This window comes from Providencia sp. PROV255 (assembly GCF_028478065.1).
In the GTDB taxonomy this organism is placed as follows: domain Bacteria; phylum Pseudomonadota; class Gammaproteobacteria; order Enterobacterales; family Enterobacteriaceae; genus Providencia; species Providencia rettgeri.
Window position 1 is genome coordinate 1 of the sequence record NZ_JAMPMI010000014.1, and the last position, 18,598, is coordinate 18,598.

Sequence of the window (18,598 nt, forward strand, 5' to 3'; positions counted from 1 at the left end):
GCGCACTCGCTCTGCAACTTCACCACAAGCTGATCAGCAATAGAAACGCCACGCAAACAAGAACGACGGCACTCTCGATAAGCGCCTTTTGATGGGAGTTTATAGAAATGAAATTGTGGTATACGCCAAGTTGAAGCCCACGCAGTAACAGCCGCCGCCATACTTTTTAAATCTTTACCGGTTTCGTGGTCTATCTCACCATCAAGGGCGTAACCGTCGATATTTTTAGCGATATATTTTGCGATATAGCCTACTGCGCCGCCGCGGTTCATGTGTTTACATTCAAAACGGTATTTATGTGCGCCGGCCTCGTCACCATCTTCTTTTAATGCACGTTTGCGCATAATCTCAATAGCTTTTGCCCGGCTTGCTTTATCAACAAATAACAACATGTGCCAGTGTGGTGTGCCGTCATGATGCGGTTCGACAACACGAACACCATAAACATCAATGTTATTGTCATTAAATGCTGAACGAATACGCGACCAAACTTTGACTAAGTACTGCTGCCCGTCCTTTGGTGTGTATGCCTCATTTTTCCATTTGCTGTTAAGTACTGCGATCACGTCTTTTTTGCGTTTACGTAGCTTTGTTGGGTGGTATTTTGACGGGCAAGTCATGGTAATAAACATACCAATATCACCACGTTCTTTCGCTACGCGTTCAATCCCCGCCATTTGAGCCATAAGTTCCATGCGGCGAATTTCAGGATTTGAAACACTCGCCATCACTTTATCGAACAGATCAAAGCGTTCACCGGTTTCAACATCCTGAATATCCATGCCTTGTAGGTATTGTATATTAGACAAACGCTGCGCTTGCACTGCGCGAATAGCCTGTTTACTCGCATATGGGTTGCGATTCTGGCAAACATCCATATTGGCAATCATTAAGGCTTCTAGCCATTGAGTGCGATGGGCTTTTAACTTCCGACACCAAAAGTCCGCATTAACCAAGCGCTGTACAGCCGCTATCACTTTTCTAACTTCTAGATTTTGTTTACCTTTGCCTTTTTTGCGATTTTTCAAAACTCGGCAGTAGGCTTTATAATGAAGCGGTGCAACATGTAGCCCTTTCACCAACTCAGCCAAACGTGCGTAAATTTCTGTTTGTACTGAATCTTGATAGATAACTTCACGATCACCGTTATTCTGTTCTGTAAACTTATCGCAATAGATTTCATACAAATTAGAGAAACCGACAGCAATAATTTCAGCCAACTTTTTCACCGATTTATCATTCAAATCAAACAATCGGTTATATTGGCTAACATCAGGCGATAAACGAGTTGATATTGTTAATAATGCTTTTGTTTCAATTTCATAACGTGCATTGATAACAAGTAATCTTTGCCATATCTGCTCATGAAAACGGTAATATAAAAAGTCGTAGGCTTTACGTAGCCCACTTTCTTTTAATAAGTTGTCATAGTGTTTTTGATAGCGATAGCGCAGAACACGCGGCAAGGTTTGAATATCACTTAAAATCGCTTGCCCCTGAACAATTTGTTCACGGGTAAGCGGTCTTTCTATATCAGATTTATAGTAATCATTATCTTTTGGCTTATTCCACGGATAAGGAAATGCCATATCCGCGGTATAAGTCAGCGGTAACGTGGTGAAATCTAATACCTTAGACATTAAGTGCTCCGCCTAATGTTTCAGGTCTTAAAAGATTAATCGCAGTTTCACACCGGCGAGAAATGACATCTACCGCCTCACGATAAACATCTAATGTTTTAATGCCTCGCCCTTTAACGTTTTGAACATGATAAGAAACTAAATCAATTGCCAGCATCCACGGATCGGAATGACAGCAAACGAGGCTATAACAACGAGTACGACGGTTATATGACAGCAACCGCCAGATAATTTTATTGTTTTCAGTAACAACATGGCGCTGAATAGCAAAACGTGTGCCGCTAATGTAAACACCATTGATAGGATCAAGCATCATTACTTAACCCCCTCTAAAACCGCGATAATTTCTTTTGCCGGTTTACGGCAACCGCTAGCCGCAATTGTGCGCGGTGCTTCTATTTCATGAATAGTGAAACCAAGGTCAGCGTAAAGCGATTTTGCAAGCACAGAATTAGAGGCAGTGATCGGATTGCCTTGACTATCATTAATATCTTTTAATGTAATCGCTAACGCTTCATGGTCAGCATCGGTAAAGCCGGCAGTATGATATTGAGTGAAACAATCACGCCCAGCCATATACGGCGGGTCACAATAAACACCATCACCATCATCAACCAAAGAAAGTGTGTCTTGCCATTCAAGACAAACAATGCTCGCATTCATCGCCTTATCGTAAAAAGCAAGAATTTCATTTATTGGATAATATGATTTTTTATAGTGCCCGTAGGGTACATTGAATTCCCCTTTTGAGTTATAACGACACAGCCCATTGAAACAATGACGATTTAGATATAAAAACCGAAATGGATGATTGAAACTATCTTTATTCAAGGTATTAAATAAAATACGTTGAGCTTTATAGTTAAATTCAGTATTTAAACTAGGCCATTCAAGTTCTTTTTTTAAAAAATACTCGGTATCGTTCTGTATCATTAAATACAAATTGATTAGGTCGTCATTAACATCAGCAATTAAATACTGCTCATAGTCAGTATTCATCATCACAGCGCATGAGCCTGCGAACGGCTCAACTAGGCGTTTAGTTTTAGGTAAGTGCGGGCGTAGCTGCTCCATAATACGAACTTTAGAGCCAGCCCATTTGAGGATTGTTTTATGCGCCATAATCAACCTCTACGTGCATAACACGAAATGAGATCAGCGCGAATTGAGGTAACGTTTCTAATTCAACATAAACATCATTAACATTGGTTACATCTAGAATTAAACAAATTATCTTACGGCCAGTTTTTTCATAGTCATGAAAAATACCATCCGTGACAAGAGAACTATATTTTTTTTCAATAACTTCATTTAAAACCATAATGTCGCCAGTTTTGAAACCTCGATCATTACGTCTAAATTCTGCTTTCTTTCCCCCTGACAATACAGCTTTGAAATGTTTCTCTAAACATTTTAATTCATGAATATCACCCATCTCACACACTCCGATAATGTTTGCTTTTAAGCTCAGATACCGTTTTGCAGTCAATGCACAAAGTGCAACCAATGGACGCAATACGGCGGCTTTCTGGGATTGGCTTTCCGCAACATTCACAAAAAAAAGCAGACACCCCACGCGGGCGGTCAGTAATCGCTTTTATTTGTTGTTCACGAATTAACATTTCGTTGTCGCTAGCGCGGTCAATTTCTTTAAACATGATTTAGCTCCGCCGCTTGGTTTTCTAAATAGTCAGCTTCACTCATCAATAACTGATGTATTTCTCCATAACTCAGTTTTTCACTTAAAACCTTGTAAGCTAGTGAACGCTGGCGATCAGCAAACCCGCCAATAAGTGATTTGCGCTCATCTTCTCTGTTAGCTTTTATGTTTTCTGCTACAGGGGTAAATATTGGATCAGGAAATGTTCTCATGTTCATTACCTATATTTTGATTGTAAAAAGCCCTGACGAATAAACGTCATTATTTTTAATAATTAAATTAATTAGACTGGCATTACTATATGTGTTGGTAACAATGCATTTAATGCCTTTATTTTATTAAGTGCATTAATAAATTGCTTCTGTTCGCTAATAGTTAATTCATCAAATTTCATTTCTTTTTTATCGCTTAAATTTGCAAGATGAAAAATCATATCTAATATTCTTTTATCTTGTTTACGTAAGTAATCAATGAAACCTGATAATTGTTGATTTGTTGGTTCTTCATTACGGCATTGTAGTAACTGAGTTCTCAACTCTGCCGCTTTGTTCAGTGCTGTGGTGCGCTCTGTGAGTGTTCCTCCATCATTAGAGTACCGATCATAAGACTTTCTTTTTATGTTAGGGGCATCAGCCAGCTTTGATTGAAAACTAATAATCTCGGCTGTATTTACTTTCTCGCCTTTATTATCTATTTCTTTCATCGCCGTGTTACCCATATTAAACCCCGTAAAGTTTATCTATATATTTTGTTGCTTCTGCCATTGCATCAAATAACCCGAATGATTGCTCATTCTGTGAAACTTGATAGCGCGTTATCTGGCGTAATTTATTCCGCGGAATTTTTTTAATCGTGAATCCACGATAAATAAAACAATGAGATTTAAGCTGCAATATTTGCATATTACAGCCCTACCCATAATAACCATGCGTCACGTTGTTCTTTTGGTCTATTAAGAAATGCATCACGCATTGCGCGGTTGAATTCAGGGATATAAACCCAGTTTTCACCACGGACTTTAACATCACCCTCATGATCTGGATTCTGCCAAACAATCAGCGGTAACTTATTTCTCTCAACCATATTTTTTACTGCTGATTCACTTTTACCGATCAGATCAGCGAATTTTTTATAAGGAACCGCATCAACTGGGTAATGAACCTGCAAATACTTTTCTAATTCTTTAGTGTTCATGTGGCATAATCTCCTTTGTTGGACGCTTACAGATGCTTAGTTTTGCATTTGTAGGCTTTTCTTTAACCTCTTGGGTGCTAAATTTAGAACCAAGAATAGTTCTTTAGGTAGAACCATGTCAATAGATTATGCAAAAAAACTTTTACTCATACGTAAATCAGAAAAACTTACTCAACAAGAGTTTGCTGATTTAACAGGTATCTCCCTGAGTACAATAAAGAAGTACGAAACAGGGCATCAACCCGCCGGAGCATCAACGATGGAGTCGGTAATACAAGCCGAAAAATTTAAGAAGTATGCAATGTGGTTAACAATCAATGAAACATTTGAGTCCGCAGGCCAAATTAGTCCGTCTCTCTCCCCTGATGGGCAAGAAAACAAAACGTCATCCCAATCCGAAAGGAAAATTGGTTAGATCTACATTATGAGTTTATAGACTGGATTGATAGCCAGTCGCTTTGCCACATCGGAGGGCTGCAATATGCCAATTAAAAAAACCGATGATGGTCGATATATGGTGGACATTAGACCTCTTGGACGGAACGGAAATCGGATCAGGAAAACATTTGATAAAAAATCAGAAGCGATTGCCTTTGAGCGTTACACAATGGCAAATGCTAAAAAAGCGGGAACGAAAGCAGATAGGCGGCTTTTAAGTGACCTATTAGAACTTTGGTGGCTTTATTATGGCCAAACAACTGAAAATGGTTCAATAGAGAAAAGACAACTTAAAAAAACAATTAAGTTTCTTGGTGACCCCGCAATTAACAGATTGAATAAACAAGTATTACTTGAGCATCGTAGTGATAGGTTACTAAGTGGAACAAGTGCAGCGACTATTAATCGCGATATGTATCGTTTATCAGGCATGATTTCTACACTTAAAAAGCTTGAGGTGTTTAATGCAGATAATCCACTTAACGGCTTGCCACCTCTCAAAGAAACACCACCTGAAATGACATTCTTAACTCATGATGAAATTAGTTTATTGCTATCTCAGCTATCATCAGAAGAAAAGAAAATCGCAATATTTTGTATGAGCACAGGTGCAAGGTGGGGAGAGGCAGCAACACTACAGAGTAAACAAGTAAAAAATGGGCGAGTTACTTTTCTGAAAACTAAAAATGGGAAATCACGCATAGTTCCTATTTCTGAGGAATTAGAAAAGGAGATAAAAACTAAGCAAACCGGCTTATTGTTTGATGTTGATTACGAAAGTTTCAGGCTGAAACTAAAAGCTGTAAAACCTGATTTGCCAGACGGTCAAGCTACGCACGTTCTTAGGCATACTTTCGCAAGTCACTTCATGATGAATGGTGGCAATATTGTTGCGCTGCAACAAATATTAGGTCACGCCAACATTCAACAGACAATGGCTTATGCTCACTTAGCCCCTGATTATTTGCAATTTGCTATTACCTTAAATCCATTAAATGGGGGTATTAGTATTTAAGCATTAATAGGCGTTCAAAGTGTCCACGGACTGTCCACACTTATGATTTTTCGTGACTTTTATGGACGCCTAATAAAAAATTATCACATTGATAAATAAAGGATTTATTTATTTTTGAGATAAAAAAAAGCCCCTAACAGGGGCTATAAAAGACAGGGATGGTGTCTATGGCAAGGAAAAACTTCACTTATTGCTACTTCACTACTTACTATGGAACTCAGGATATAAAATTAACTAACTTGCATTACTACAGGTACTAACAACTAAACTTACTGAAACTGCATCGCTTGAAATTCTGCCATTTTATGCTGATTCATTTCTTGTTGGTGAATGTGTTCAAGCTCTGTTTTCTGTTCTGGCGTTAACAACTGGTACAATTCATGGTGAATTCGAGCCATTTCGACACGTTGTTCCAGTTCTTTTTGCATTCGTTTTTCAAGTTCTTCACGAACCGCTTTGTCATCAAAGTTATCCGCTATAATTAATTTGTGCAGTGCTTCACGTTCTTTAACTAAAGCAGAGTTATCAACATGATAATGGCGCTGTGTTGCCATTAAATCACGTAATTGCTGACGCTGTTTTTCATTTAACGTGATACCATTAAACATAAAGGTACTGGCTCGTTCTTCACTGCTAAATAACTCATGATGTTGAAAGGGCACAACCGCATTGCCTGTTGGCTTAGTTGTTGGCTCGGACTGCATCTGTAACATCAAAGGTGTTGAACTTTCATTTGCAGCACTTTGTGGCTCTTCTGCAAAAGCAACCGCTGGTCCGAACACAAACGCAGAAGCTAAAACTAACATTGCGGTTTTATGTACTGTATTATGTACTTTGCTATGTGTTGTTCTCAGCATTTGACACCTTGTCTCCGAACTGTGCTCGTGATTCAATGTGAACAAATATACACCTGTGGCTGCAAACTAGCGTCAGAGCATGTAAAAGAACGTAAAGTCATGGAATCGTACAGATTGTTATCGTATTTTGGCAGTTGGAGGACTTAAAAAATGCATAAAATCCTATTAGTTGATGACGACCGTGAACTCACGTCGCTGTTAAAAGAACTGCTGGAAATGGAAGGTTTCAATGTTGTCATCGCCTATGATGGTGAACAGGCATTACAGCAAATTGACTCATCCATTGACCTGTTACTACTTGATGTCATGATGCCGAAAAAAAATGGTATTGAGACATTAAAAGAACTGCGCCAAATCCATCAGACCCCCGTTATCATGTTAACGGCTCGCGGTAGTGAGTTAGATAAGGTTCTGGGCCTAGAACTCGGTGCAGACGACTATCTACCTAAACCGTTCAATGACCGTGAACTGGTAGCACGTATTCGTGCTTTATTACGCCGTTCTAACTGGAGCGAGCAAACTCAAGGCGACAATAGCAATACCCCTGTTTTACAAGTTGATAAACTGCAACTTAACCCAGGTCGCCAAGAAGCCAGCTTTGATGAGGAAATTTTGGACTTAACAGGGACAGAATTTACGTTGTTATATCTACTCGCACAGCACCTAGGCCAAGTGGTTTCTCGTGAACACCTTAGCCAAGAAGTACTTGGGAAGCGCTTAACACCGTTTGACCGCGCTATTGATATGCATATTTCAAACTTACGCCGCAAACTTCCAGAACGCACTGATGGCCAGCCGTGGTTTAAAACTCTACGTGGCCGCGGATACTTAATGGTTTCTGCCACATGATCAACAGCTTAACCGCAAGGATCTTTGCGATCTTCTGGTTTACCCTCGCACTAGTATTAATGCTAGTGCTGATGGTGCCCAAGCTCGACTCTCGGCAAATCACCGTCCTGATGGAAAGTGAACAACGCCAAGGGGAGATGCTTGAGCAGCATATTGAAGCCGAACTCGCACAAGCTCCGATGAATGACCTACTTTGGTGGCGGCGTATTTCTAACGCCATCAAAAAATGGGCACCTCCCGGCCAACGGTTGATTATCGTCACCAGTGAAGGCCGCGTGATTGGTGCAATGCCAAGTGAAATGCAGGTAATACGTAACTTTATTGGGCAGTCCGATAACGCGGATCACCCGAAAAAGAAAAAATATGGACGAGCCGAAATCCTCGGCCCTTTCTCCATTCGTGATGGGGAAGACCACTACCAACTGTATTTAGTTCGCCCAGCAAGCAGCCCACAATCTGACTTTATTAATTTATTGTTTGATAGGCCTTTCTTATTGCTGATTGCCACCATGCTGATCAGTGCTCCACTATTATTATGGTTATCTTGGAGTCTCGCCCGCCCTGCTCGTAAATTAAAAATGGCCGCGGACGATGTAGCGAAAGGAAATTTACGTCCACACCCAGAACTAGAAGCCGGTCCGCAAGAGTTCTTGTCTGCGGGAAATAGCTTTAACCAGATGATCAGTGCCCTTGATGGTATGGTTAGCGCGCAGCAACGCTTAATCTCTGATATTTCTCATGAATTACGCACTCCACTGACTCGTTTGCAACTGGCAACCGCCTTATTACGCCGTCGCCATGGGGAAAGTAAAGAGCTCGAACGTATCGAAACCGAGACCCATCGCCTAGATAGCATGATTAACGATTTACTGGTGTTATCCCGTAGCCAGCATAAAAACGAAATCTTGCGTGAGAATATCAAAGCCGATGAACTTTGGGGCGATATCTTAGATGATGCTAGCTTTGAAGCTGAGCAAATGAACAAAACGCTCGAAGTCACTTCTCACCCTGGGCCTTGGCCGTTATATTGTAACCCTTCTGCCGTCGGTAGTGCATTTGAAAATATTGTGCGTAACGCATTACGTTATTCGCATACACACATTGCCGTTGATTTCAAAGAAGAAAATAACGGTATTCTCATCACAGTCGATGATGATGGCCCCGGTGTTAGCCCTGCTGACCGCGAGCACATTTTCCGCCCATTCTACCGCACTGATGAAGCTCGAGACCGAGAAACCGGCGGTACTGGTTTAGGCCTTGCAATTGTTGAAACCGCCATAACACAACATAAAGGTTGGGTGAAAGCGGATGACAGCCCATTAGGTGGTTTAAGGTTACAAATCTGGCTACCTGAACACGGCCGATAAATTAGCTTTATTCATTACCAATAACCCCCTTTCTTTTTATTAAAGAAGGGGGTTATTTTTTTAATCAACATCTACCATTATTAATAGAGAATAGTCCTATATTGCCTCTAAAAACAACAATTCCTAAATACCCGACCAATATAAAACTCTATTTTTATACTATTTAACCCATAAAAAAAGAATAATAGAGAAGAATACTTAAAATTAACCATGTGGTAATCCAACAAAAAGTATATCGTTTTATATCTTAATATGTTACTAACTTCTACACCGACTATATTAATCTGATATTCTGTTTTACTTAGTTAAAGTGTGATAATTGATATTAATAGAAAGCACAGAAGCCCAACTCAATGCAAATTAAGATACTTATAATGTGGGCTGATAATAATCATATTTTAACTTTATTTAATTTACAGGTTTTCCCTTATTAACCTGTTCAATATTAGGCGAACTCAACTTCAAATGGATTTATCAATGAAAAAATTCAAGCTCACTAAGCTAGCCATACTTGCTGTGTTCGGCGCCATAAGTGCACAAAGCGTTGCGGGGGGATTAGTTCTACCCGATAACAACTTACGCAGCGACCTTGCTTGGCTTTCTGAACGTAACGTCATCCAAATTAGCTTATCAACTTGGCCACTATCCCAAGAAGAAATCACACGTTCTTTAAATAATGCAAATATTACTAATAGCGAACAAGAAGCCATTATTCAGCGCATTAAAAAGAACCTTGACCGTAAGAAAAACAGTGTTCAACTAGAAACTCACCTTGCATCTAGCCACAACTCTATGCCACAGGGCTTTGCCCAGAGTGAATATAGTGATATTCGCTATACCGTTTCAGGTAACTACAGCACTGACGACGTAGACTTAAACCTCACTGCAAATGGCGAACGTGCTTTACGCGTTGAAAATGGTTCTGACTACAACCTCAATGGCTCATATGGTGGTGTCAAAATTTGGAACCAATGGGTATCCTTTGGTGAAATCCCACAATGGTGGGGACCAGGCCACGATGGTAGCTTAATTCGTACCGATGCGGCTCGCCCTGTTACTGGCTTCTTAATTCAACGTGCTGACCAAAGCCCATTTGAAACTCCATGGCTTTCTTGGATTGGTTCGTGGCAATACCAGCTCACCGCAGGGCAAATCAAACAATATTCTTCCCAACCCAACACTAAACTGATTGGTTTACGTATGACCATGAACCCAACTGACTTCTTCGAACTCGGTGGTTCTCGCGTGGTCATGTGGGGAGGCGATGGCCGCCCTAATAACTGGAATTCTTTCTGGAACGCGATGGGCGGTAGGGATAATACTGGCGACTATAACGATGACCCGGGTAACCAACTGGCAGGTTTAGACTTCAAACTGAAACTTTACCCGTTAATCGACCTACCTGTCAGCCTATATGGCCAAATGGTCGGTGAAGATGAAGCCAACCTTTTCCCATCGAAAAACGCCTTTATGGGTGGTATCGAAGGTTATCACACACTATGGGGCCAACCATTAAATTGGTATATTGAAGGCGCGAACACCCATACTGAGTGGGACAAAGACGGCGTAATGTATCGCCACTTTATTTACAAAAATGGTTATTACCAACAAGGTGCATCACTAGGCCACGCGATGGGCGGCGACGGGCGCATGCTCACCACCAAAGTGGAATACACTCTCGATGATGACAACCGCGTCAGTTCTCGCTTGATGTACGCGAAAGTGAATAAATCTAACTTTGATGGCAACAAGTTGTTCCCTAAATCAGAAACCATCAAAGGCGTTGATTTCGGTTGGTGGCATAACTTTGACAATGACGTCAGCACTGATGCGAAAGTTTGGGTATCTAAAACTGATTACGAAACACGCAATGATTTAGGCGCTGCCGTTACGGTAAACGTGCCGTTTAAGTGGTAGCCTGCAGATATTAAGCATATTTTATCAAAAACGGGTTATGTTTTTAGCATAATCCGTTTTTTTATCCCTCGAACATTATTATTCTAGCCAAAAATACGCCATTCATATAATCCCTTATGACAACCAAGTTAATTAATATAATCAATTAAGCATTTTATTAATCTATTCCTACACGGAATTCGGATAAATATAGAAATATTAGGATCTGGCTTTTATTGAACCCACACTAAAAGCAATGATATACAAGGAATAACTTAACTTAAATATTTAATCGCGTACAAAGCGTAAGAATAGGATTATAACCTAATAATTTAAAATAACTTATTCTATTGGTGATTGTGTTAGGACTATTCTCTAACGCTATCGCAGTGATAGTCAGTAACTAGCTTTAATGGTATTATTAATCGCTTTTTACTTGACCAAATAAATGCTGAGGCATACCCTTTGGCGGTAAAAAAACAATAAGCTTTGCTTATCAATTGAGCAAATTAGCAAAAAATGCAATGTTTTCAATTGATAAGTATGCGTTTACAAATTCAATGGTGCTCTGGGACCCGACAACCCAGTGCGGTAGCTATGGGTTAGTTTTGAAAGAAAAAGCATCACAATGAATATATTTAAAGGCACTATAGTATATAGTATTTCTAGCTTGTTTATTAAATTTGGCGCATTTCTGCTACTTCCAATAATAACAAGATTATTGTCCTCATCTGAATTTGGAATTGTAGGCATTTACTTAAGTGCCTACGGTGTTTTATCTATTATATTTGGCCTTGGCGTATACATGCCATTGATGAAGACCCAAGCAGAGTTTGGGGAAAAAAGTTATGAATATGGGAAAAAATCCTTTAATTCTATACTATTATTAATATTGATATATTTTTTAGTTATTATATTATTTTTATTAACACTACAAAAAGATGAATTTATTTCTTATCTGAATAGCAATAACATTTCTCCTAAAATGATTTTTTTTAGTATAATTGCATCGATGATTTCTGCCATCAATGTAATAATGAATACATATTTTAGAATGAAAGGTTCATTTTACTATATCGCAATTGTAACTTTAACCACTTTTATTATATTTTATGGATTAACCATTTTACTTATTAAATATTTATCCTTAGGTGTATATGGATATATTTACGGGCATATCTCAAGTATTTCATTTATGATGTTCCTGTATGGTATACAATATATAAAAACACTTAAATTTAAACTTGATTTTTCCGAATCCATCACAACAATAAAAAAAAGCACCCCTCTAATATTTGTAGAGCTATCTGATAAAATCACTGAAGCTAGCGATAAATTTATATTGTTAAAATATGTATCTCTTTCAACAATTGGTGTTTACACTCTGGCAGGGACTGGAGCAAAAATCATAGGTGTAATAACAAATTCATATATAAATATGATCTTACCTAGAATATATAAAAGTAATGAAAATAATGAAAATAATATTAAATTAAAACTTGAAAATTTATTCTATCTTTTAATACCAATAATCATTGTTATACAAATATCCTCACAGGATCTTATCTCAATAATTTTTCCCTCATCCTATTCAAACCTATATGAAATTTTCATACTTCTATTACCTGGGATAGCGATGCAATATTTTTATTTTTTAGATTATTACTTTCATAAAAATGATGAGAGTAAATTTATTCTTTTGTTCACTATTATAACCACTACTTTAAGTATAATTCTAAATCTAATATTTATTCCTATCTATGGTGTTTATGCCTCTATTTTTTTCATTTATATATGTTTTACAGCAAGAGCAACTATAGAAATGAATGTTATCAAACGTAAATATAACATTTCCTTCAACTCATTTAGAATAGTAGTAACAAGTTTACTTATGTTTGCCTATCCTGTAATAGCTTCCATTATTAGCATTCATATACTAGTCAAAATAATCCTACTACTAATTTTGCTTTATTATATCTATCTTAAACAAAAAAAATATAGAGTTTTTCATGTATAAATTGAAAAAAAAACGAACGATAAACATAATAACTGATATATCATTATTATCTATTAATGTACTTTTATTTCTACCAAAATTAATTCTTGATATTTTCTTAAAAAAAGATAGTTTAGCTATAAGTTTCCCCTTGTTTCTATCTATTCTCGCTTATTTTTTTATACCTCCCATTGAATATGACCTGTATCGACATTACGAAAACTACCAAGTATTCATATATTTTGAAAGAGTAGATTTTATAAAGGATTATAGCCTATTATTTCTTTTTTACATCGGAAAACTATTTAATTTAGCCCCTGCATTTTTACCATTTATCTCTTGCTTTGTTATGTATTATATATGGTACAATGGTTTATTTAAAAGAATATCTAGTAGTCACAATAATTTTTTATTTCCTGTATTTTTTATTCTGTTTTTTATATCAATACCATTAGTTTTATTTACTGGCATTCGATTTGCTCTTGGTTTAGCATTTGTCATGCAATCTTTATTTTTTAGAGATCAGGGCAAACAAAAATTAGCATATATTTTCTTATTGCTTGCTATTTTAACACATTTTTCTCTTATCGTAATTGCATTAATAATTATAGCCAACCCGATTATAGCTAAATTAAACTATAGCATTAGATCTATAGCAATAATTGCTATTACATTTAGCATTCCATTTCAAGAAGAAATTTCATTTTTAATAATCGAATCTATTCAGTGGGTTAATAATAAATTATTTGGCTGGGAAGCAATCAGCACAGAAACATATATTACTGGTAAATGGGGTGTAAACTCATCTAATAGACTTAATGAAATAGGAAAACTGGTACAACAAATCCAAACTATTGGCTTACTGTCTATAATGATTTTGTACCATTTTTTATTTGCTAAATACATAGAAAAAAAATCGAATCTATTTAATAATGTGACATTTGCTTCAATAATTCTATGTATTATTACCTTTAATTATTATGCTATTTTTGATAGGTATGGAATTATTGTTACATTACTAATCAGTTACAATCTTATAACCTACTTTAAGTATAAATTAATATCTCATATTTCTTTTGTTATTTTTTATTTTACGTATTTATTGTTATTTAGAATAATTGATTTTAAAAACAATTTTGTTGTCTATGACCAAAGCTACTCCGATATTTTTCATTTATCCTTAATCAACACTATCTATGAAATGCTATTATGATAAATAACAATATACTAGTATCTATTATTATTCCTTTTTATAATGCCTCTAATGTGATCTATAACTCCTTAGAGTTTATAAAAAAAATCATTGAAAATGAAAAAGTTGAAGTCATTTTTATTGATGACGGTTCAACAGACAATACCATAGAAATAATAGAGAGTATTCTTAGTAACAGAACTAACTTTAAATTATTCAGAAAAAATAATAATGGGGTAAGTAGTGCTCGTAATTTAGGAATAAGTAAATCATCAGGAAAATATCTAATGTTTTTAGATGCTGATGACCAATTTATAATTGATACATTTAACTACATTTTAAAAAAAATCGATCTATATGATTATGATGTAATGATTTTTTCATACATTACTGATCACACAAAAAAAAGAAATTCCGAACTATTATTAAATAAAGATACATCCTCTAATACCTTTTTAATAAATTATATTAAAGGTAAGTATCTATCTAAAGTCAGTTTTTCTTCCTGTGTATATAAAAGCTCAATTATACATAATAATAAAATATTATTTGATGAGAAAATAAAATTTGGTGAAGATCAATTATTTTTAATAAAATATCTTTCCATTATCAATAGAAGTAGCCTTATAGAAATTAATAAAACTTTGCTTTATTATTTTCACCATGAAAATAACGCAACAAAAAAATTTAATATTAGACGATTTGATGCAATTAAAATGCTAGACACTATAGATTTTCAAAAAAACAGGCTGCCTATAAGCATAAAGAATAGCCGAATAAACTCAGAGTTATGTGCTATCGCAACTCAATATTATGCAGAGAATAATTATTCAAATTCAATACATTTTCTTAATAAAAAGATCTCTCCTTTTATAAAAAAATCCAATATTGAAATGAATATATTGAAACAAAAAGATATTGTTTTCACTTTTTTCCCAAAATTTTATTTGTTTTCCTATAAAACATACAAACACTTAAAAAACATATTAAAAAAATGAATATATTAATACTTGTCCCAAAACTATCAAATGGTGGTATTGAAAAGATATCTTCCAACTTTTCCTTAAATTTACCTAGAGAATATAATCAATATATATTCTCTATAATGAGCCAACCCGAGTCTTATGAATTTAAAGTCCCTCCAATTATTTTAGAGCAGAATCTGGGCAAAGGAATTATAGGTAAGTTCTTCGTTTTTTTAAAACGGCTTATAAAATTAAGAAAAATTTTATATGAGAATGATATTGATATTTGTATCAGTTTTGGTGAACGCTGTAATATACTAAATATCCTGGGCTCAAATAATAAAATAAAAACTATAATTACAATTCACAGCCAATTGTCTATAGAAAACAAATCTAAAGGTGTCTATGGAAAAATATCTACAATATTAGCAAAATATTTATATAATAAAGCTAATGAAGTCATATGTGTCTCCAAAACAGTAGAGAATGATTTTAATCAAATATTTAAAAATAGCATTGCAGCACAAACTATTTATAATGGCCATGACTTATCAAGTATCGTTAAGCTATCAAATGATAAAGTAATTAACGATAACATAGATTTCATTTCAATTGGTCGGATTACTTTCGCTAAAGGACATTTTCATTTATTAAGAGCATTGAGTATAGTTAAAAAAGATTTCCCAAATGTTAAGCTGTATATTATTGGTACATACGAAAAAGATAACTTACAATCGATATTACTTGATGTAATATCTAAATACAAATTAGAAAACAATGTTATTTTTACTGGTTATAAATCTAATCCATATCCGTATTTAAAAAAATCAAAAGCTCTTATTTTAAGTTCGATTTTTGAAGGGTTTCCTGGCGTAGTGATTGAAAGTTTACATTTAGGTATTCCAGTTATTACAAGTAATTGCGGTGGCGCTACAGAAGTAATTGCTGGCAAAACGGCTCAAGAATTAACAATTAAGCATAATGAATCACTAATAACTGAATTAGGCATAATTACCCCACCTTTAAATGGTATTTATGATATAACCGCAAACTACTACAATGAAGAAATAATTTTAGCTAAGAGTATGTGTATGGTCTTATCAAACGAAATTTCATTTGATAAAGAAGTCCTGGTATCTTCTACATATAAGTTCAACATTACCGAAATGATAAATCAATATGACAAAATATTAAAAGGTACTAATAATGAAAGAAGCTACTAATTCTTATAAGTCATTAGATACAATTCTTAATTATTTCGGCTTTAATAAAGAGGATTATTGGCACATTGATTATAAAATAATTGATTATGAACCTAACCTTAATTATTATTGGGACTTATCACGTAAATATACTGAATTTAATGGTGATTATGACTATAATAAAATTCCATTATATCGTGGTTCTGATGGAAAAAATTATTATTCATCAATATTTTTGGGTCATTATGCATTAGGTGCTTACCAGGAATATTTATCTACAAATAATAAAAATCACTACAATAAATTTATTGTAATTGCTGATTGGTTTGTACAAAATCAAGAAAAATATATTACGTGTAATGGTATATGGGTAAATCGTTACCCTATGCACACATTTGCTTTAGATAATAAATGGTCCTCTTGTTTATCTCAGGCTAAAGGTATCTCCACACTAATAAGAGCATATTACCTAACTTCTAATATTAAATATCTTCAAAGTGCATTACTTGGTGCTGAAAGTTTCTTAGTTCCTAAAGGAGATGGTGGTGTAGCTGTTTTTATAAATAATGATATATTTTTTGAAGAGTACACTACAAAGAGTAACTCAATTGTCTTAAATGGTCATATTTTTGCAATATTTGCAATATTTGATTTATTAAGAGTACTAAAAAATAAACAAGAATATATTAATGAATATCAAAAGTATAATGACTTGTTTAATCAATCCATTCTAATTTTAGAGAGAAATTTATTTCGCTGGGAAACCTATCACTGGAGTAGATATGATATTTGGGATGAACACTTCAATATCAGTAGCTTATTTTATCATAAACTGCACATAAAACAGCTGAAAATTCTATTTAATATTACTAAAGTTGATTCATTTAATCAATTAGCATTAAAATGGCATAAGCAAGCAAATAATGTTTTTTATCGAATTTTATCTCTAGTAAGAAAAATACTTTTCAGGTTAAAAAAATGATTTTACCAAAAAAAATATCCTTGTTATTTAAAAGTTTTTATCTGTCTTTTTATTATTTCATTACCTGTTTATTTTCCAACCGAAAAAATGACGATCATGACTATGAGATAATAGTATCCCTAACAACATTTCCAGCCAGAATAAAAACTATATTTTTAACAATTGAATCAATACTCGCTCAGAAAACTAACGTGAAATATAAAGTGATTTTATATCTATCTGAGAATGAATTTGAAAACAAAAAAATACCTTGGTTACTAAAAAAACAAAAAAATAGAGGTTTGAATATTGAATTTGTTAAGGACAATATCAAATCCTATAAAAAGTTACATTATACGCTCAAAAATCACCCTTCTCATCCTATATTAACAGCAGATGACGATATTATTTACCCTAATGATTGGATTAATAATTTCTATATCGAACATAAAGAACACCCTAATAATATACTATATGCAAGAGGGCACAGAGTTCTACTTAATGAAAATGGAGAGCCGATAGACTATACCTTATTTTCACCTCCCATTCCGTACAAGCCTCTCATGCTTGTAATTCCTACTGGTGTAAGTGGTATTTTATATCCTCCGCGATCTTTACATCATGATGTTCTTAATTCAGCACTATTTTTATCTTTAGCTCCTAATGCCGATGATATTTGGTATAGGATAATGTCTTTACTAAATGATACTAGTTGCATTTTAATATATAAAAAGTCAATACACTTTACTCCAATACTCGGCACACAGTTTAAATCATTACGAAAAGTGAATATATCAAATCAAGGTATTAATAATAATAAGCAACTCTTAAATTTAATAAATTATTACAATATAGATCTTACTAAATTTCTCGATAGGGATAATTCATGAAAATAGCAATCGCAGGAACCGGCTACGTCGGCCTATCTAACGCCATGTTGCTGTCACAACACCACGAAGTGGTTGCGGTGGACATCATCCCTGAAAAAGTGGCGATGTTAAACAACCATCAATCACCGATTGTTGATGCAGAAATTGAGCAGTTTTTAACGGAAAAGACCCTCAATTTTCGCGCTACAGAAGATAAAACAGGGGCTTACACAGGCGCTCAGTACGTGATTGTGGCTACACCAACTGACTATGACCCCAAAACCAATTATTTTAACACCCAGTCAGTTGAATCTGTTATTCATGACGTGAATGGCATTAACCCTGAAGCAACGATTATCGTGAAATCCACTATTCCGGTGGGCTTTACTGCACGTTTACGTGAAGAATTTGGTTATACCAACGTGATTTTCTCCCCTGAATTTTTACGTGAAGGCCGCGCTTTGTGGGATAACTTGCATCCTTCCCGTATCGTGGTG

At 35.2% G+C, this 18,598-nt stretch carries 20 protein-coding genes and 1 pseudogene; 12 read left to right on the top strand and 9 right to left on the bottom strand.

The annotated features are described in order from the left end of the window. From PR725_RS15110 to PR725_RS15150, 8 genes are all read right to left on the bottom strand, one after another. On the bottom strand, nt 1-1,640 hold a 1,640-nt coding region (locus PR725_RS15110), incomplete at its 3' end, for a replication endonuclease (protein ID WP_272569609.1). Further along, the gene (locus PR725_RS15115; RefSeq protein ID WP_272569611.1) at nt 1,633-1,956 is read right to left on the bottom strand and encodes a DUF5405 family protein; all 324 of its coding nucleotides are present in this window, start codon (nt 1,954-1,956) and stop codon (nt 1,633-1,635) included. The genes PR725_RS15115 and PR725_RS15110, both read right to left, overlap by 8 nt. Further along, nucleotides 1,956-2,762 (bottom strand): DNA adenine methylase, encoded by an 807-nt coding sequence (locus PR725_RS15120; RefSeq protein ID WP_272569613.1) that lies wholly within the window; start codon nt 2,760-2,762, stop codon nt 1,956-1,958. The genes PR725_RS15115 and PR725_RS15120 overlap by 1 nt, the downstream gene beginning before the upstream one ends. Next, nucleotides 2,752-3,075: a DUF3850 domain-containing protein gene (locus PR725_RS15125; RefSeq protein ID WP_272569614.1), complete on the bottom strand. Its 324-nt coding sequence runs from the start codon at nt 3,073-3,075 to the stop codon at nt 2,752-2,754. Before PR725_RS15125 ends, PR725_RS15120 begins: the two co-directional genes overlap by 11 nt. 1 nt (nt 3,076) lies before the next feature. Continuing rightward, nucleotides 3,077-3,298 carry a TraR/DksA C4-type zinc finger protein gene (locus PR725_RS15130; RefSeq protein ID WP_272569616.1) on the bottom strand — a complete coding sequence of 74 codons (222 nt, stop codon included), beginning with the start codon at nt 3,296-3,298 and terminating at the stop codon, nt 3,077-3,079. Then, entirely contained in the window at nt 3,291-3,512 is a 222-nt protein-coding gene (locus PR725_RS15135) for a DUF2732 family protein (protein ID WP_165880734.1), read from the bottom strand. Before PR725_RS15135 ends, PR725_RS15130 begins: the two co-directional genes overlap by 8 nt. A 71-nt stretch (nt 3,513-3,583) precedes the next feature. Further along, nucleotides 3,584-4,018 carry a DUF5347 family protein gene (locus PR725_RS15140; RefSeq protein WP_272569619.1) on the bottom strand — a complete coding sequence of 145 codons (435 nt, stop codon included), beginning with the start codon at nt 4,016-4,018 and terminating at the stop codon, nt 3,584-3,586. Nucleotides 4,019-4,203: 185 nt separating this feature from the next. Beyond that, entirely contained in the window at nt 4,204-4,494 is a 291-nt protein-coding gene (locus PR725_RS15150) for a Cox family DNA-binding protein (RefSeq protein WP_210847155.1), read from the bottom strand. 115 nt (nt 4,495-4,609) lie between these two features. Here PR725_RS15150 and PR725_RS15155 point away from each other — a divergent pair, with 115 nt between their 5' ends. Further along, a complete protein-coding gene (locus PR725_RS15155) occupies nt 4,610-4,909 on the top strand; it encodes a helix-turn-helix domain-containing protein (protein WP_210847156.1) in 300 nt (99 codons plus the stop codon). Between the two features lie 66 nt (nt 4,910-4,975). Continuing rightward, nucleotides 4,976-5,947: a phage integrase gene (locus tag PR725_RS15160; RefSeq protein WP_272569622.1), complete on the top strand. Its 972-nt coding sequence runs from the start codon at nt 4,976-4,978 to the stop codon at nt 5,945-5,947. A 269-nt stretch (nt 5,948-6,216) separates the two neighbouring features. On the opposite strand, the gene PR725_RS15165 is transcribed toward PR725_RS15160, so the two are convergent. Continuing rightward, the gene (locus tag PR725_RS15165) at nt 6,217-6,804 is read right to left on the bottom strand and encodes a Spy/CpxP family protein refolding chaperone (RefSeq protein ID WP_164529273.1); all 588 of its coding nucleotides are present in this window, start codon (nt 6,802-6,804) and stop codon (nt 6,217-6,219) included. A 150-nt stretch (nt 6,805-6,954) separates the two neighbouring features. On the opposite strand from PR725_RS15165, the gene cpxR reads away from it, so the two are divergent. The 10 genes and pseudogenes from cpxR to PR725_RS15215 all read left to right on the top strand — a co-directional run. Then, entirely contained in the window at nt 6,955-7,653 is a 699-nt protein-coding gene (gene cpxR / locus PR725_RS15170; protein ID WP_004907000.1) for an envelope stress response regulator transcription factor CpxR, read from the top strand. After that, on the top strand, nt 7,650-9,020 hold the full coding sequence (cpxA, locus tag PR725_RS15175) for an envelope stress sensor histidine kinase CpxA (RefSeq protein WP_004906999.1): 1,371 nt from the start codon (nt 7,650-7,652) through the stop codon (nt 9,018-9,020). The genes cpxR and cpxA overlap by 4 nt, the downstream gene beginning before the upstream one ends. A gap of 477 nt (nt 9,021-9,497) precedes the next feature. Next, the gene (locus tag PR725_RS15180) at nt 9,498-10,937 is read left to right on the top strand and encodes a capsule assembly Wzi family protein (protein ID WP_109912958.1); all 1,440 of its coding nucleotides are present in this window, start codon (nt 9,498-9,500) and stop codon (nt 10,935-10,937) included. A 607-nt stretch (nt 10,938-11,544) separates the two neighbouring features. Next, entirely contained in the window at nt 11,545-12,933 is a 1,389-nt protein-coding gene (locus PR725_RS15185; protein WP_272569626.1) for a lipopolysaccharide biosynthesis protein, read from the top strand. Next, nucleotides 12,926-14,125, top strand: a complete 1,200-nt coding sequence (locus PR725_RS15190; RefSeq protein ID WP_272569627.1) for a hypothetical protein — start codon at nt 12,926-12,928, stop codon at nt 14,123-14,125. Before PR725_RS15185 ends, PR725_RS15190 begins: the two co-directional genes overlap by 8 nt. Beyond that, nucleotides 14,122-15,102, top strand: a complete 981-nt coding sequence (locus tag PR725_RS15195) for a glycosyltransferase family 2 protein (RefSeq protein WP_272569629.1) — start codon at nt 14,122-14,124, stop codon at nt 15,100-15,102. Before PR725_RS15190 ends, PR725_RS15195 begins: the two co-directional genes overlap by 4 nt. Further along, nucleotides 15,099-16,292 carry a glycosyltransferase gene (locus PR725_RS15200; protein WP_272569632.1) on the top strand — a complete coding sequence of 398 codons (1,194 nt, stop codon included), beginning with the start codon at nt 15,099-15,101 and terminating at the stop codon, nt 16,290-16,292. Before PR725_RS15195 ends, PR725_RS15200 begins: the two co-directional genes overlap by 4 nt. Beyond that, on the top strand, nt 16,276-17,253 hold the full coding sequence (locus PR725_RS15205) for a D-glucuronyl C5-epimerase family protein (RefSeq protein WP_272569635.1): 978 nt from the start codon (nt 16,276-16,278) through the stop codon (nt 17,251-17,253). The genes PR725_RS15200 and PR725_RS15205 overlap by 17 nt, the downstream gene beginning before the upstream one ends. Beyond that, the gene (locus PR725_RS15210) at nt 17,250-18,122 is read left to right on the top strand and encodes a hypothetical protein (protein WP_272569637.1); all 873 of its coding nucleotides are present in this window, start codon (nt 17,250-17,252) and stop codon (nt 18,120-18,122) included. Before PR725_RS15205 ends, PR725_RS15210 begins: the two co-directional genes overlap by 4 nt. Next, a pseudogene (locus PR725_RS15215) lies at nt 18,119-18,598 on the top strand (UDP-glucose 6-dehydrogenase); the annotation flags it as partial. The gene PR725_RS15210 and the pseudogene PR725_RS15215, both read left to right, overlap by 4 nt.